At 71.5% G+C, this 16,027-nt stretch carries 11 protein-coding genes; 4 read left to right on the top strand and 7 right to left on the bottom strand.

The annotated features are described in order from the left end of the window. Nucleotides 1-60: 60 nt before the first annotated feature. Complete coding sequence (locus JIW86_RS14480; protein WP_257554074.1) at nt 61-651, top strand: WcaF family extracellular polysaccharide biosynthesis acetyltransferase; 591 nt, start codon at nt 61-63, stop codon at nt 649-651. Then, complete coding sequence (locus JIW86_RS14485; RefSeq protein WP_257554075.1) at nt 648-1,769, top strand: glycosyltransferase; 1,122 nt, start codon at nt 648-650, stop codon at nt 1,767-1,769. The genes JIW86_RS14480 and JIW86_RS14485 overlap by 4 nt, the downstream gene beginning before the upstream one ends. A gap of 16 nt (nt 1,770-1,785) precedes the next feature. Here JIW86_RS14485 and JIW86_RS14490 read toward each other — a convergent pair whose 3' ends face one another. The 4 genes from JIW86_RS14490 to gmd all read right to left on the bottom strand — a co-directional run bounded on the left by JIW86_RS14490 (nt 1,786) and on the right by gmd (nt 6,968). After that, a complete protein-coding gene (locus JIW86_RS14490) occupies nt 1,786-1,998 on the bottom strand; it encodes a hypothetical protein (protein WP_215140210.1) in 213 nt (70 codons plus the stop codon). A gap of 131 nt (nt 1,999-2,129) precedes the next feature. Then, nucleotides 2,130-2,807: a hypothetical protein gene (locus JIW86_RS14495; RefSeq protein WP_257554077.1), complete on the bottom strand. Its 678-nt coding sequence runs from the start codon at nt 2,805-2,807 to the stop codon at nt 2,130-2,132. A gap of 127 nt (nt 2,808-2,934) precedes the next feature. Next, nucleotides 2,935-5,709 (bottom strand): LamG-like jellyroll fold domain-containing protein, encoded by a 2,775-nt coding sequence (locus JIW86_RS14500; RefSeq protein WP_257554078.1) that lies wholly within the window; start codon nt 5,707-5,709, stop codon nt 2,935-2,937. A gap of 245 nt (nt 5,710-5,954) precedes the next feature. Further along, complete coding sequence (gene gmd, locus JIW86_RS14505; RefSeq protein WP_257554079.1) at nt 5,955-6,968, bottom strand: GDP-mannose 4,6-dehydratase; 1,014 nt, start codon at nt 6,966-6,968, stop codon at nt 5,955-5,957. A 196-nt stretch (nt 6,969-7,164) separates the two neighbouring features. Between gmd and JIW86_RS14510 the strand changes: the two genes are divergently transcribed. Further along, on the top strand, nt 7,165-8,115 hold the full coding sequence (locus JIW86_RS14510) for a GDP-L-fucose synthase family protein (protein WP_257554080.1): 951 nt from the start codon (nt 7,165-7,167) through the stop codon (nt 8,113-8,115). 16 nt (nt 8,116-8,131) lie between these two features. Here the strand turns inward: JIW86_RS14510 and JIW86_RS14515 are convergent, their stop codons facing one another. After that, the gene (locus tag JIW86_RS14515) at nt 8,132-9,607 is read right to left on the bottom strand and encodes a sugar transferase (protein WP_257554081.1); all 1,476 of its coding nucleotides are present in this window, start codon (nt 9,605-9,607) and stop codon (nt 8,132-8,134) included. 381 nt (nt 9,608-9,988) lie between these two features. On the opposite strand from JIW86_RS14515, the gene JIW86_RS14520 reads away from it, so the two are divergent. Beyond that, the gene (locus JIW86_RS14520) at nt 9,989-12,256 is read left to right on the top strand and encodes a M4 family metallopeptidase (RefSeq protein WP_257554082.1); all 2,268 of its coding nucleotides are present in this window, start codon (nt 9,989-9,991) and stop codon (nt 12,254-12,256) included. A gap of 108 nt (nt 12,257-12,364) precedes the next feature. Here the strand turns inward: JIW86_RS14520 and JIW86_RS14525 are convergent, their stop codons facing one another. Together JIW86_RS14525 and glgP are read right to left on the bottom strand one after the other, a co-directional pair. Then, complete coding sequence (locus JIW86_RS14525) at nt 12,365-12,991, bottom strand: hypothetical protein (protein WP_257554083.1); 627 nt, start codon at nt 12,989-12,991, stop codon at nt 12,365-12,367. A 190-nt stretch (nt 12,992-13,181) separates the two neighbouring features. After that, complete coding sequence (glgP, locus tag JIW86_RS14530; RefSeq protein WP_257554084.1) at nt 13,182-15,818, bottom strand: alpha-glucan family phosphorylase; 2,637 nt, start codon at nt 15,816-15,818, stop codon at nt 13,182-13,184. Nucleotides 15,819-16,027 lie beyond the last annotated feature (209 nt).

Below are 16,027 nucleotides of genomic sequence, written 5' to 3' on the forward strand. Positions count from 1 at the left end.
CACCCCATGTGCCTGATTCGCGCGCAGTCTAGTCTGAGCGGGCTGCGCCCGGGGAGGCGCATGGGGGTCCCCCGGCAACGCCAGGGGGAGGGTGGACGATCGGGGCTTCAGTTGCGTGACCTTCCTGCCTTCACGCTGGCCGGATACGACAAGGGGCGCGGGCGGCTGACGCAGGCGCTCTGGTTCGCCGTGATGAACACGCTGTTCATGAGCTGGTTCTGTCCGGCGCGGCTGCGGGTGGCGCTGCTGCGCGCCTTCGGGGCGAAGATCGGCGAGGGCGTGCTGATCCGGCACCGGGTGCGGGTGCTGTGGCCGTGGAAGCTCACCGTCGGGGACCACACCTGGATCGGTGAAGGCGCCTGGCTGCTGAACCTGGAGCCGGTAACGATCGGTTCGCACGTCTGCCTCTCGCAGGAGGCCGTGCTGTGCACCGGTTCGCACGACCACCGGGCCGCCGACTTCCGCTACCGCAACGCCCCGATCACGGTCGAGGACGGCGCGTGGGTGGCGGTACGGGCGACCGTGCTGGCCGGGGTGACCGTGGGCCGCTGCGCGGTCGCGGGCGCGGGCGCCGTCGTGCACAAGGACCTGCCGGAGCTGACCCTGCAGACCCAGGACGGGCGGCGCCGCCCGGTGGAGGAGCCCAAATGAGAGTCCTGCACGCCGTCACCCTGCACTCCCCCTCGCACGCCTTCGGCGGGCCGGTCCGGGTCGCGCTGAACCTGACGAAGGGTCTGCGGGCCCGGGGGCACGAGGCGCGGCTGCTGGCGCTGGGCGAGGGATTCCCCGACCCGTGGCCGACGGACGTCGAAGGGGTCCCGGCGAAGCTGTTCCCGGCGCGGCGGATCCTCCCGCTGGGCTTCAGCGGGATGACCTCGCCGGCGCTGCTGGCCTCGGCCGGGCGGCTGGTCGGGGAAGCGGACGTGGTCCACGTCCACCTGGCCCGGGACCTGGTGACCCTGCCGGTGGCCCTGGCGGCGCTGCGGGCCGGCAAGCCGCTGGTGCTCCAGACCCACGGAATGGTGGACCCGAGCGAGAAGCTGCTGGCCAAGGTGCTGGACGCGGTGGCGGTACGCCGGCTGCTGCGCGGCGCGGACGCGGTGCTGTACCTGACCCCGCACGAGCGGGCGTGCCTGGACGCGGTGGTCGGCGGCGCACCGCTGTCGCGTGCGGTCCGGCTGGTCAACGGCACCCCGGCGCAGGAGGAGCGGCCCGCCCCGGGCGGCCCCCCGCGCATCCTGTACGCGGCGCGCCTGCAGGCCCGCAAGCGGCCGGTGGACTTCGTGGACGCGGCCCCGGCCGTCCTCGCCGCGCACCCGGACGCGCACTTCGTCGTCGCGGGCCCGGACGAGGGTGAACTGGCCGCCGTACGCGCCCGCATCACGGCCCTGGGTCTCACCGGCCGCTTCACGGTTCCGGGGGCACTGTCCAGCGCGGAGGTGCAGGCGGAGCTGCGCCGGGCCCACGTGTACGTACTGCCCTCGGTGGACGAGCCGTTCCCGATGTCGGTGCTGGAAGCCCTCGCGGTGGGCGTCCCCCCGGTGGTGACCCACTCCAACGGCCTGGCCCGCGACATCGCCGCCGCGGGCGCGGGGCACGCGGTCGACCCGGGCCCGGCGGGTGTGGCGTCGGCGGTCCTGGACCTGCTGGATCCCGCGGCCAACGCCGCCGCCTCGGCGGCGGCGCGCAAGCTGGCCGCGGAGTCCTTCTCCATGGACGCGGTCCTGGACACCCTGCTCCCGGTGTACGAGGGCGCCGTTCGGGGCTGAACACGGGCGCCGCGGCTCAGATGTCGCGGCGCTGCTCCACGACCGGGAGGGCGCCCATGGCGCGGCGGCGCTTGAGGACACTGGTGTACACGGCGAGGCCGATGAAGCCCACCGCCATCATGATCAGCCCGACCACGTCGAGGTTGACGCTCTCCATCTCCCAGTCGGTGGCGAAAGTGAGTATGGCTCCCACCACTATCAGACCGATGCAGCCACCCAGGCCGGTCATAGGACTCGCCTCCGCAAATGGTCGGTGTCGTCGTGCTCCGGTCCCGCGGATGCCCACGCCTGGTACGCGAAAACGCCCCCTGCGGCCGGTGGTTCGGCGGCAGGGGGCGTTCTCGTCGCGTGCGGGGCTCGTTACGCCGGGATCCAGGCGTAGCAGCCGGAGGAGTTGAACTCCGCCGTGCCCGCCGGGATCGTCGCCGTGATCTTGTCGCCCGCGTTGGGCTGGGTCTCGGGGCCCGAGGCGAGGAGCGAGCCGTCCTTGGACTTCGCCTCCCACGTGCAGGTGGAGGCCTGCGTCAGCGCCCGGTAGGTGCCGGCCGCGGGCGAGGTGCGGGGGCCTTCGGGGAAGCCCTTCTCCGCCGCCACGAGGATCGGCTTCTGCTCCGGGCACAGGTGGGTGATCGCGTCCTTCGCGCCCGGGATCTCCCCGGTGATGACGGCCCCGGTCGCCGCGTCCTTGTCGCGCTTCGCGGTGAGCGCCACCCGCTGGCAGGCCTCCTGGCCCGACTGCAGGACGGCCGCGGGGTCCATCTTCTCCGGGACCCGCCCGCTCAGGTACTTCTTCTCCTGCGCCGTGAAGCTGCCCGTCTTCGGGGTGAGCTTCGCGTCGGGCAGGACGGGGCCCGTCGGCTTCGCGTCGGCGGCGGGCGCCGAGGGCGCCGGGCTGTCCGCGGGGTCGGGGGCCGCCGACGAGGCCGGCGGCTTCGCCTTCGCCTCCGCGCCGGAGTCGGCCTTGCCGCCGGAACTGCAGGCGGTCAGCGTCAGGGCGGCGGTCAGCAGAACAGCAGCCGCTGCGGAGCGTCGGTACATCGGATGGCTCCCGTACTTACTGGGTGGGACAGGAATGCGGGGCCCGGCCACGTAGAGCCGGGCCCCGCATTCCGTCAGGCGGTTACTTCTGTTCCTGCGATTCCTGCGGTTCCTGCGGTTCCCTCGGCTACTTCGCGCCGAAGGTGAGCACCAGCTGCGGGACGCCGTCGGCGGCCGTGGCCTCCGCGGACCAGATCCACAGCGGGTCGGTGCCCGTGCTCGTCAGGCCCAGGCTGTAGCTGCTGCCCAGGACCGCGGAGACCGCGGCCGTGTCCAGCGGCACGTTGTGGACCGCCGAGCCGTCCGGCACGCCCGCGATGGTGCCCACCGGGGTGGTGCCGAGCGTGGGCTTGGTGTTGAAGGTCGTGCCCGCGCCGCTCCAGGTGCCGGTGACCGGGACCACGGACACGGTGTCGGCGGTGCCGGCGCCCGTCTGCGTGTTGGTCTTGATCTGGAGGGAGGCGGCCTTCAGGACCTGCCCGGCCGGGGCGGCCGGGACGTCGAAGCGCAGGTACGTCTCGTACGCCGAGGTGCCGCGCACCGCGAGCGAGGTCGACGTGCCGTAAGCGGTGCCGGGGGCGCCCTGGTTGATGTAGGTGTCCTCGGTCGCGCTGACCTTGGAGACCGAGTCGGTGGGCGCCTTGGCCAGGGTGAAGTGGTTCTTGACCTGGGCCTCGGTGAGCGCCGTCGGGTAGATGGCCGTCTCGTCGATCTGCCCGGCGAAGAAGTTGCTCGTCGGGCGGGTCGGCCAGCCGGTGAGGTTGTCGCCGCCCACGTGCCAGTAGCCCGCGTAGGTCTGGGAACCGGTCTTGTTCAGCGAGCCCTTGTTCTGGCCGTCGACGTACAGGGTGATGCCGCCGGGGCCCTGGGTGCCGACCACGTGGTGCCACTTGTTGTCGTTGTACGTGTCGAACAGGCCCGTGGAGACGGTCTGGACCGATCCGTTGGACACGCCGAAGACGAGGCGACCGGTGTTGGTCATGTAGAGGTGCTTGTCGTACGAGCCGCTGCTGCGGTCGGTGTTGCTGCCGAAGCCGACCAGTTTGCCGCCGCGCGTGGTGCCCGTCTTGAACCAGGTCTCGATGGTGAACGCGTTGCCGACCGTCTGGCGGTGGTCGCTGTAGACCTGCTGGCTGGTGCCGTTGAAGCCCATCGCGGTGCTGGTGCCGGCGACCGCGCCGGGGGTCTGGCGCAGGGCCGGGGCGTTCAGCTGGACGCCGCCGGTGTTGCTGCTGACCGAGGAGTCGGCGACGTACGGGCTCACGGTGTCGTCGAAGCGCCAGTACAGGTTGGCGCCGTCGGCGCGGACCTGGTTCGGGTACGACTGGGCGGCGGTCGGGACCGTCACCGAGACGCTGGCCGACAGGGCGCTGGTGTTGCCCGCGGCGTCGGTCGCGGTCACGCGGTAGCTGTAGGACTGGCCGGCCTTGACCGTGGTGTCGGTCCAGGAGGCCTGCCGGCGCTCCCACTCCAGGGAGTCCGCGTTCACCGTGGCGGCGGGCGTGGCCGAGCCGTTGCGGTAGATGCGGTAGGTCAGCTTGCTGTCGTCCGCGTCGTAGCTGGTGCGCCAGCGGACCTGCGCCTCGCCGGGCTTGACGCTGCCGACGCTGGCCACCGGGGTGGTCGGGGCGCCGACGTCGCCGGTGGAGGCGAAGCGGGTCAGGGCCTGCTGCGGCTTGCCGTTGATGAGGGTGAACTCACCGCCGACCCACATGTACTTGACGTCGCTCTTCTCCGCGACGGCCATGACGCGCGGGCCGATTCCCTCGCCGAGGCCGTCGTTGGCGGTGGGGTGCCAGCCGAGCTTGCCCGGGCCTCGTACGAAGCCGCCCACGGGCGCAGGGGCTGCGCCGGTGTGGTCGGTCGGCTGGGCCAGCAGGAAGTGGCGCTTGCCGTCGGGGTACTCCAGCTCGGTGGAGCAGTCGTGCGCGTGCGAGGAGCTGTAGAGCACCCCGTCGTACGGCAGCACGTACTGGGTGGCGCCGAGGCAGCGGTCGCGCCACTTCTCGCTGAAGTCGGTGTTCAGGCCGATGCGGCCGTCGAAGACGCCGCCGCCGGAGCCCTCGCTGCCGGTGTAGTAGCCCGTCGCGTCGGCCGAGATGTCCTTGACCACGGAGTTGGACGGGATGCTGTTGTACGTCTTGGTGACGGCGCCGGTGGTGGCGTTCACGACGGCCAGCGCGTGCGTGGTGGAGTTGTTGACCGAGAAGAAGTCGCCGCCCAGCAGGACGTTCTTGCCGTCGTTGCTCACCTCGATGGCGCGGCCCGGCTCGTCGGCGTTGGCCACGAAGGGCTTGAGCGCGCCGGAGCCGGCGTCGACCGCGGCGAACCGCTCGCGGGTCTGGCCCTCGACCGTGCCGAAGTCGCCGCCCACGTACAGCGTGTCGTCGGTGACGGCGAGCGCGCGGACGGTGGCGGGGACGCTCGGGTGGAACGCTGCCTTGGGGGTGCAGGTCGCGATGTCGATCGCGGCGAGGCTGGAGACCGGGGTCCCGTTGACGGCACCGAAGTAGCCGCCCGCGTAGAGGGTCTTCTTGTCCTTGGAGACGGCCAGCGTGCGGACCGTGGCGGTGCCGTCGCCGATGGTGAAGGCGAGCTTGCACGAGGTGGGGTTGCCCGTCGCGGCGTCGAGCGCGGCGAAGTTCACGGCTTCCTGCTCGGTGCCGGCGGCGCCGTCGGGCGGACGGACGGCCGAGAAGGTACCGCCGGCGAAGACGGTTCCGTTCGCCTGGGCCATCGCGAACACGATGCCGTTGGGCTGCCACGTCGGCAGGCTGTCGGCGGTGAACGCCACCGGCGCCGTGATGGCGGAGGCCTGCGGCATCAGCACCAGGCCTATACCGGTGCCGGCACCGGCCAGTGACAGGACGAGGGCAGCAGTCAGCCCTCTGGATCTACGCATGAGCCCCCCAGGGCATCGCCCGGTTTGATGGCTGGAACTATCCGAACAGCCATATGTACGGGCGCAGACTAAGGCTCATGTGAGGGCCCGGTCACCTTGCTTGACCCATTGCATACCAACTTGGAATGAACAGACTTCAGCATGGAGGGTGCACTACGGACATATGGCAGGTTTACCCCGGCCACACCCACACAGACCTGTGGGTATGACCGTGACACGGCAAATCGTAGGGGAAATATAAGGCCTCAGCGGTCGATACGGACCGTCACGCCCGCCAGCTGGTCCTCGACTTGGCGGATATCGGCCTCGACCATGATCTTGGCCAGTTCGGACACCAGGACCGTCGGCTTCCAGCCGAGCAGGTCGTGGGCCTTGGAGGCGTCGCCGATGAGCGCGTCGACCTCGCTGGGGCGCTCGTACTTGGGGTCGTAGCGCACGTGCTCGTTCCAGTCGAGACCGGCGTGCGTGAAGGAGGCCTCGACGAACTCGCGGACGGTCGCGGCCACTCCGGTGGCGACGACGTAGTCGGTGGGCTCGTCCTGCTGGAGCATCCGCCACATCGCGTCCACGTACTCGGGGGCGTAGCCCCAGTCGCGGACCGCGTCGAGGTTGCCGAGGTAGAGATTCTCCTGGAGGCCGGCCTTGATGCGGGCGACCGCGCGGGTGATCTTGCGGGTCACGAAGGTCTCGCCGCGGCGCGGGGACTCGTGGTTGAAGAGGATCCCGTTGACGGCGAACATGTCGTACGCCTCGCGGTAGTTCACGGTGGTCCAGTACGCGAACACCTTGGCGGCGCCGTACGGGCTGCGCGGGTGAAACGGGGTGCCCTCGTTCTGCGGCGGCGGGGTGGCGCCGAACATCTCGGAGGACGAGGCCTGGTAGATGCGGGTGTCGACACCGCTGGCCCGGATGGCCTCGAGCAGCCGCAGCGCGCCGAGGCCGGTCACGTCGCCGGTGTAGAGGGGCGCGTCGAAGGAGACGCGGACGTGGGACTGGGCGCCGAGGTTGTAGACCTCGTCGGGCCGTATCTCACGGAGCAGGTTCACCAGGGCCACGCCGTCGGAGAGGTCGGCGTGGTGCAGGACGAAGGACCGGTTGGCGGTCTGCGGGTCCTGGTAGATGTGGTCGATCCGCTCCGTGTTGAAGCTGGAGGACCGCCGCACCAGCCCGTGCACCGTGTAGCCCTTGGAGAGCAGCAGCTCGGCGAGGTACGAGCCGTCCTGCCCGGTGACGCCGGTGATCAGTGCGGTCTTGCCCATTCGGTCCCCCTGGGGTGCGTTGTGGTGCGTTGTGGTTCGTTGTGCTGAGCGTGCTTCCCCTGCCCGCCCAAGGATGCGTACCGTACACGCCGGGTCCGGCCGGTCGCGCCGCGCGGCAGCGCACCCGGCGGGGTCCGGACCCGGTGGGCCCGGACTGCTGCCGCCCCCGCGGGAACGGGCTGGCATCATCGGCGGTATGACAAGTTCGCTGCCGCTCCTGCCCCCGCACGCCCGCGTCTTCGTCGCGGGCCACCGCGGCCTCGTGGGGTCCGCGGTCGCCCGCCGGCTCACGGCCGACGGGCACGAGGTGCTCACCCGGGGCCGCGCCGACCTCGATCTGCGTGATGCCGCCGCGACCGCCGCTTACCTGGCGGACGTCCGCCCGGACGCCGTGGTGCTGGCCGCCGCCAAGGTCGGCGGGATCATGGCCAACAGCACGTACCCGGTGCAGTTCCTCGAGGAGAACCTGCAGATCCAGCTCAGCGTGATCGGCGGCGCGCACGCCGCCGGCGTGGGCCGGCTGCTGTTCCTCGGATCGTCCTGCATCTACCCGAAGCTGGCCCCGCAGCCCATCCGCGAGGACGCCCTGCTGACCGGCCCGCTGGAGCCGACCAACGAGGCCTACGCCCTCGCGAAGATCGCCGGCATCGTCCAGGTCCAGTCGTACCGGAAGCAGTACGGGGCCTCGTACATCTCGGCCATGCCGACGAACCTGTACGGCCCGGGCGACAACTTCGACCTCGAGTCCTCGCACGTGCTGCCCGCCCTCATCCGGCGGTTCCACGAGGCCGCCGCCGAGGGCCGCGACGAGGTCACGCTGTGGGGCAGCGGTACCCCGCGCCGCGAGTTCCTGCACGTGGACGACCTGGCCGCCGCCTGCGCGGTGCTGCTGAACACCTACGACGGCGACGAGCCCGTCAACATCGGCTGCGGCGAGGACCTGACGATCCGGGAGCTGGCCGAGACCGTCGCCGAGGTGACCGGTTTCCGCGGCCGGCTCGCCTGGGACACCTCCAAGCCGGACGGGACCCCGCGCAAGCTGCTGGACGTCGGCCGGCTGACCTCGCTCGGCTGGAAGCCCGGCATCCCGCTGCGGGAGGGCATCGCCGCCACCTACCGGTGGTGGCTGCGCGAGCAGAACGGCTGATCTCACACGGAGCCCCTCAGTACGCTCCGCGGCCGTCGACGACGGCGCGGAGCGTACGGCCCATCACGTCGACGTCACTGGTGAAGGACCAGTTGTCGACGTACTGCAGATCGAGCTGGATGGTTTCGTCCCAGGACAGGTCGGAGCGCCCGCTGATCTGCCACAGCCCCGTCATCCCGGGCCGCACGGTGAGCCGGCGCAGCTCGACCTCGTCGTACTTCGCCACCTCCTCCGGCAGCGGCGGGCGCGGGCCGACCAGCGACATGTGTCCTGTCAGTACGTTGATCAGCTGCGGCAGTTCGTCCATGGAGGTGCGGCGCAGCAGCCGGCCCACCCGGGTCACCCGGGGGTCGCGGCGCATCTTGAACATCAGGCCGTCGTTCTCGTTGTGCCCGGCGAGCTCGGCCTTGCGGGCGTCGGCGTCCATCACCATGGTGCGGAACTTCCACATGACGAACGGGACTCCGGCCCGGCCGATGCGCCGCTGCCGGTAGAAGGCCGGGCCGCGCGAGCCGAAACGTATCGCCAGGACGATGCCGAGGAAGAGCGGAGAGAGCAGGAGCAGCCCGGCGGCGGCCCCCACCCGGTCCAGAGCCGACTTGAGCAGGGTCTGCACGCCCCGGCTGACCGGCGGCGCGACCCGCAGCACGGCGAGCCCGCCCGCGGACAGGGTCTCCAGCCGCTTGAGGGAGACCTCCACCAGGCCGGGGAAGACGGCGAGTTCCAGTCCGGCGTCGTGCAGAGCCCAGGCGACGCGGCGCAGCCGCTCCCCCGTGATCCGCACGCCGGGGGCCACCAGCACCAGGTCGGCCTGGTGGCTGCGGACGGCGCCGAGCACGGCCGCGGAGTCGCCGTTCGGAGCCTCGGGCATCCCCGCCTCGAGGCGGGCGGCGACCGGCACCCCGCTGTCGAGGGCCCCGGCGCCGACCGGGACCACGCCGACGACCACGTACGGGTGGTCGGTGCGCGCGGCCAGGTGCGCGATGACGTCCTCGGCGGCGTCGGGCTCGCCCACCACCAGGACCCGGCTGACGGCCTGGGCCTCGCGGCGGGCCGCCGAGAGATGACGGTAGGTCAGTTTGTGGCAGGCTACGGTGATCAGCAGGGCGGGCAGCAGGGCCCCGAGGGCGGACAGCCGGGGTGTGTCCTCCTCGGTCACCACGCGGGCAACGGCGAGCACGCCGATCAGAATCAGCCAGTCGTGTACCACGGGCAGCACGCCGCGGGATTCCCCGAGCGCCCGGGCCGCGTACCGCCGGCGCAGCGCCTGCACCCCGGTCCACGCCACGGCGGCGGCCAGGGCGCAGTAGAGGGGCCGGACCTGCTGCGCTGCCGCGAAGACGAGTCCCACGGGAACGGCGGCGCCGAGGAAGTCGGCCCCGACGGCGGCGGGCAGGTACCAACGAGCCTTGTCACCGAGGCGCCGTGCGGGCAGAGCGGACCCGCGGACCGCCCTGGCCACTCTTTGCGCCGGAAAATGGACATGCCTCATGGGCCCCCCTGGCACGTGGTCTATGACAGCGGCGAGCGTCCACGGCTTCCCCAGGCAACGGACGACTGTCGCACCGGGAAACAGTACGACAAACACCCGTACGGTAAATGCGGATTGACGCAACCCAACCTCATGTTGCTCAAGTGTTAGCAACCGGTACCAGCCGTTCCGGACACCGGAGCCCTCATTCGCACGCAAAGGTGAATGGTCCGGATACCGGATACGTCTCTTCGGAGAACGAACCGTTTCCGGCCAACCTTTTGACGCGCTCCTGACATTGTGGCCAGCAGATGGCACTCTTCGACCGTTCATCGCACCAGCCCTGATCTGCCCGGAGGCCCACCCAGCCGTCCGGAACCCCCCTTGCAGAAGGAGTCTGCGTTGAGAGCCACCCCCCAGAGGCGTGCCACCGCAGCCGGCGCGCTCGTTGCCGCGGCAGCCCTGCTCGCCGTAGGCATACAGGCCGGCACCGCAACCGCCGACGCCACCGCGTCGCAGGCCGGCACGGCCGTCCAGTCCAACCCCGGCGCGGCCAACCTCAAACTCAGCGCTTCGGAGCGTGCGACGCTCCTCGCCGAGGCCAACTCGACCACCGTGCAGGCGGCCAAGGCGCTCGGCCTCGGCGGCGGCGAGAAGCTGGTCGTCCGCGAAGTGGTCAAGGACGTCGACGGCACCACGCACACCATGTACGAGCGGACCTACGACGGTCTGCCCGTGCTCGGCGGCGACCTGACCGTTCACGCCAAGGACGGCGTCACCAAGAGCGTCACCAAGGCGACCCAGCACGAGATCAAGGTCGCGGACACCAACGCCTCGGTGACCCCGGCGGCCGCCGAGAGCCAGGCCGTCTCGGCCGCCAGCGCCGAGGGCTCGAAGGAGGCCAAGGCCTCCAAGAACGCCCGCAAGGTGATCTGGGCGGCCAACGGCGTTCCGGTCCTCGCGTTCGAGACCGTCGTCGGCGGCCTCCAGCACGACGGCACGCCGAACGAGCTGCACGTGGTGACCAACGCCAAGACCGGCGCCAAGATCACCGAGTGGCAGGCCGTCGAGACCGGCACCGGCAACACCATGTACAGCGGCAACGTGACCCTCGGGACCTCGCAGTCGGGCAGCACGTACAACATGACCGACGCCGCCCGCGGCAACCACAAGACGTACAACCTCAACCGCGGCACCTCCGGCACCGGCACGCTGTTCTCCGGCCCGGACGACATCTGGGGCAACAACCTGCCGTCCAACCTGGAGACGGCCGGCGCGGACGCGCACTACGGCGCCGCGGTCACGTGGGACTACTACAAGAACGTGCACGGCCGCAACGGCCTGCGCAACGACGGCGTGGCCCCGTACAGCCGGGTCCACTACGGCAACGCGTACGTCAACGCGTTCTGGCAGGACACCTGCTTCTGCATGACCTACGGCGACGGCGAAGGCAACAACAAGCCGCTCACCTCCACCGACGTGGCCGCGCACGAGATGACCCACGGCCTCACCTCGGTCACCGGCAACATGACCTACAGCGGTGAGCCCGGCGGTCTGAACGAGGCCACCTCCGACATCTTCGCGGCGGCCGTCGAGTTCTACGCCAACAACCCGACGGACGTCGGTGACTACCTGGTCGGCGAGAAGATCGACATCCGCGGCAACGGCACCCCGCTGCGCTACATGGACAAGCCGAGCAAGGACGGCTCGTCCAAGGACGCCTGGTACTCGGGCATCGGCTCCATCGACGTCCACTACTCCTCGGGTCCGGCCAACCACTGGTACTACCTGGCCTCCGAGGGCTCCGGTGCCAAGGTCGTCAACGGCGTGAGCTACGACTCGCCGACCTCCGACGGCCTCCCGGTCACCGCGATCGGCCGCGACGCCGCCTCGAAGATCTGGTTCCGCGCGCTGACCACCGGTCTGTTCCGGTCCAACACCGACTACGCGGCCGCCCGTACGGCCACCCTGCAGGCCGCCGCCGACCTCTACGGCGCCGGCTCGGCCACGTACAACAACGCGGCCAACGCCTGGGCGGGCATCAACGTCGGCCCCCGCGTGGTGAGCGGCGTCACGGTCACCAACCCCGGTAACCAGAACACCGTCACGGGCAGCGCGGTCAGCCTGCAGGTCCAGGCCACCAGCACCAACCCCGGTGCGCTGAGCTACGCGGCGACCGGCCTACCGGCCGGCCTGTCGATCAACGCCTCAACGGGTCTGATCTCCGGTACGGCCACCACCGCGGGCACGTCCAACGTGACCGTCACGGTGACCGACTCGCAGAGCAAGACGGGCACGGCGGCCTTCACCTGGACCGTCGGCACCACCCAGCCCAACGTCTTCGAGAACACCACCGACTACGCGATCGCGGACAACGCGACCGTGGACTCCCCGATCACCGTGAACCGCACCGGCAACGCGCCGAGCGCCCTCAAGGTGGACGTCAACATCCTCCACACCTACATCGGTGACCTGAAGGTCGACCTGGTCGCCCCCGACGGCACCCTCTACAACCTGCACAACCGGGCCGGCGGCAGCGCTGACAACATCGTGAAGTCCTTCACGGTCAACGCCTCCTCCGAGGTGGCCGCCGGAGTCTGGAAGCTCCGGGTCAACGACAACGCCAACCTCGACACCGGCAAGATCGACAGCTGGAAGCTCACCTTCTGACCCCTGCCGGGGCAGCGTGAGCGACAGCTGAACAGATAGACCACGGGGCCGCCCGGGAGCAGACCTCCCCGGGCGGCCCTGTTCCATTGGACCGTGCCGGCCCCCGGATCAGCCGATGGCGCGGAAGACGGAGGCCAAGAAGTCTTCCTTTCCTGCCTCCGGCGCCCCTCCCCCGTCTTCGGCCGCGCCGTTGCCGGGGCGGGCGGCCTGGTCCTCGCGGCCCTCCCAGTCACCTCGGCCCGGGTCCTCCTGGCCCTGGTCCTCCTGGCCCTGCTCCCCGCGGCCCTGCTCTCCCCGGCCTTGTTCTCCGAGGCCCTGGTCCCCGAGGCCCTGCTCCCCGCGGCCGTCCCAGTCGCCCCGGCCCGGGCCCTCTTCGTGGGACGACCTGAAGACGACCGCGACGGCCTCCAGGTTCCGCTCGCGCTCGCCCGGCTCCACCACCCGCTCCGGCTCCCCGCCGCAGCTGCGGTTGCCGAAGAGCACGGCCTGCGACCTCGTGTCGTTGACCACGTCGATGGCGGGCTCGTCGCGCGAGGTGCCGGTCAGCAGGTAGCAGGTGTCGTTGTCCGCGGGCCTGATCTGGCCTCTGGTCAGTTCGCCGCCCTCGTCGAGGAACTGGTAGTGCAGGATGCCCAGGCCCCAGCCGTCGTGGTCGTCGGCCAGCGACGGGCCGGCGGTGGGCAGGACGAGTGCGAGGGCGCCGGCGAACACGACGGCGGTGGTGCGAAGACGCATGGGGGAAGTCCGTTCCTCGGGTCCGCGGATGCCGGGTGGCATCCGCGGGCAGCGTAGGAGCGGACGAGGGTGCCGAAACGATTCGGCAGGCCCAGCACGTCGGAGGTTCACCCGTGAGGCCCGCCCGCCCGCGCCGGGGGCGGGCGGCCGATGGATCCGACCGCCCGCCCCCTGGAGCACGGTGCCCGCGTCACCGCAGGAGTACGCCGCCCCCCGCGTCCGCGTCCACCGGGGACGCGACCAGCCCCAGTTCGGCCGGGCTCGCCAGCAGCGGGTGCGCCGGCAGGATGCGCACCGTGTAGCCGAAGGGCCCCGTACGGTCGAGGGCGAGCGGGCCCTCGTACACCCAGCGCCCCTCCAGGTCCGGCCCGGCGGCCGGCTTGAGCGGGAAGGTCCGCCCGTCCCGGATCACGTCCTGCGGGTCCACCCGCCCGGCGAAGGCCTGCACCTCCACGTCCTCCGGCGCCAGCGCGTCCAGCGACACCTGCACGCGCAGCGTGAGGGTGGCCCCCAGCTCCGCGGTGCCGTTGACCGGGGCCGCGGCGAGGGCCTCGACGTGTTCGACGCCGACCCGCGGCCAGGCCGCCCTGACCCGCCCCTTCCACCAGGCGAGGTCCCGCGCCGCCTCGGAGTCGAGGGCGCGGTGGGCGCGCGCGGCCGGCGCGTAGAGCCGTTCCACGTACTCCCGCACCATCCGCCCGGCGAGCACCTTCGGCCCGAGCGAGACCAGCGTGCGCCGGACCATCTCGATCCACCGCACCGGGAGCCCGGTGCGCCCGACCCGGTCGTAGAACCGGGGCGCGACCCGGCCCTCGATCAGCTCGTAGAGGGCGTTCGCCTCCAGGTGGTCCCGGCGGTCCTCGTCCGCCCCGAGCCCGTCGGCGGTCGGGATGGCCCAGCCGAAGTCCGGCTCGAACCACTCGTCCCACCACCCGTCCAGCACGGACAGGTTGAGGCAGCCGTTCAGCGCGGCCTTCATCCCGCTGGTGCCGCAGGCCTCCAGCGGCCGCAGCGGGTTGTTCAGCCAGACGTCGCAGCCCGGGTAGAGCTTCTGCGCCATGGCCATGCCGTAGTCGGGCAGGAAGACGATCCGGTGGCGCACCCGCGGGTCGTCCGCGAAGCGCACCAGCTCCTGCACGAGCCGCTTGCCGCCGTCGTCGGCCGGGTGCGCCTTGCCCGCGACCACGATCTGCACCGGCCGGTCCGGGTCGAGCAGCAGCCTGCGCAGCCGGTCCGGGTCGCGCAGCATCAGCGTGAGCCGCTTGTAGGAGGGCACGCGCCGGGCGAATCCGATGGTGAGCACGTCCGGGTCGAGTACGGAGTCCACCCAGCCCAGTTCGGCGTCGGCGGCCCCGCGCTGGAGCCAGGAGGCCCGCAGCCGGTCCCGTACCTCCTGGACCAGCTGCTCGCGCAGCACCCGGCGCAGGTCCCACACGTCCTGGTCGGGGATGTCGGCGACCGCGTCCCAGCGCGTGGAGCCGCCGACCGACAGGGCGTCCTCGGTGCGGCCCGCGCCGATCTGGCGGGCGCCGAGCCGGACGACCTCCGGGGCCACCCAGGTCGGGGCGTGCACCCCGTTGGTGACGGAGGTGATGGGCACGTCCGACGGGTCGAAGCCGGGCCACAGCCCGGCGAACATCTCCCGGCTGACCGAGCCGTGCAGGGTGGACACCCCGTTGGCGCGCTGCGCCAGGCGCAGACCCATCACGGCCATGTTGAACACCCCGGGGTCGCCCCCGGGGTAGGACTCCGCGCCCAGGTCCAGGATCCGCTCGACCGGTACGCCGGCCAGCTCTCCGCCCTCCCCGAAGTGCCGGGCCACCAGGGCCCGCTCGAAGCGGTCGATGCCGGCCGGGACGGGAGTGTGCGTGGTGAACACCGTCCCGGCGCGCACCGCCTCGACGGCGGCGTCGAAGCCGAGCCCCTGCTCCCGTTCCAGTTCCCTTATGCGTTCGAGGCCGAGGAAGCCGGCGTGTCCCTCGTTGGTGTGGAAGACCTCGGGGTCGGGATGCCCGGTGATCCGGCAGTACGTGCGCACCGCGCGCACCCCGCCGATGCCCAGCAGCATCTCCTGGAGCAGCCGGTGGTCGCTGCCGCCGCCGTAGAGCCGGTCGGTCACCTCGCGGGCCGGGGCGTCGTTGTCCTCGACGTCGGAGTCCAGGAGCAGCAGCGGCACGCGCCCGACGCGGGCCTGCCAGATGTGCGCGTGCAGGGCGCGGCCGCCGGGGAGGGTCAGCGAGACGCGGGCCGGGGAGCCGTCCTCCTCGCGGAGCAGGGACAGCGGGAGTTCGTTGGGGTCGAGCACCGGATAGTGCTCCTGCTGCCAGCCGTCGCGCGAGAGCGACTGCCGGAAGTAGCCGTGCCGGTAGAGCAGTCCCACACCGACGAGCGGGACGCCGAGGTCACTGGCGGCCTTCAGGTGGTCCCCGGCGAGGATGCCGAGGCCGCCGGAGTACTGGGGCAGGGCGGCGGTGATGCCGAACTCGGGGGAAAAGTAGGCGATGGCGGCGGGCAGTTCCGCGCCGTTCTCCTGGCTCTGGTACCACCTCCCGCCGTTGACGTAGTCATCGAGGTCGGCGGCGACGACGGCGAGCCGCCGCAGGAACCGGCGGTCGCCGGCGAGTTCCGCGAGCCGGGCGGCGGACACCGCGCCGAGCAGCCGGACGGGATCGCCGCCGGCGGCCTGCCAGCCCTCGGGGTCGACGGATTGGAAGAGTTCACGGGTCTCGGCATGCCACGACCAGCGCAGATTGCGCGCGAGGTCGGTGAGCGGCAGCAGGGTCTCCGGAAGGACGGGGCGCACGGTGAATCGACGGATAGCCTTCACACGTTCCACCTTCGCAGGGGATTGCGGATCGGAGCGGTCGCACCACGCTGTGCACCCGCGCATCACCCCCGGAAGGCTAGCGCCGCCCCCGCCCCCAGGACCATGGCGCCTGTGCCGCGCAGGGGCGCGGCTCCGTCAGGTCGCCGTCCCAGTCCGTGAGATCCGGGGGGTCCGGATCGGACGTCCCCGTACGCCGGACCGTACGAGAC

Origin of the sequence: Streptomyces sp. NBC_00162 (assembly GCF_024611995.1) — a bacterium.
GTDB lineage: Bacteria > Actinomycetota > Actinomycetes > Streptomycetales > Streptomycetaceae > Streptomyces.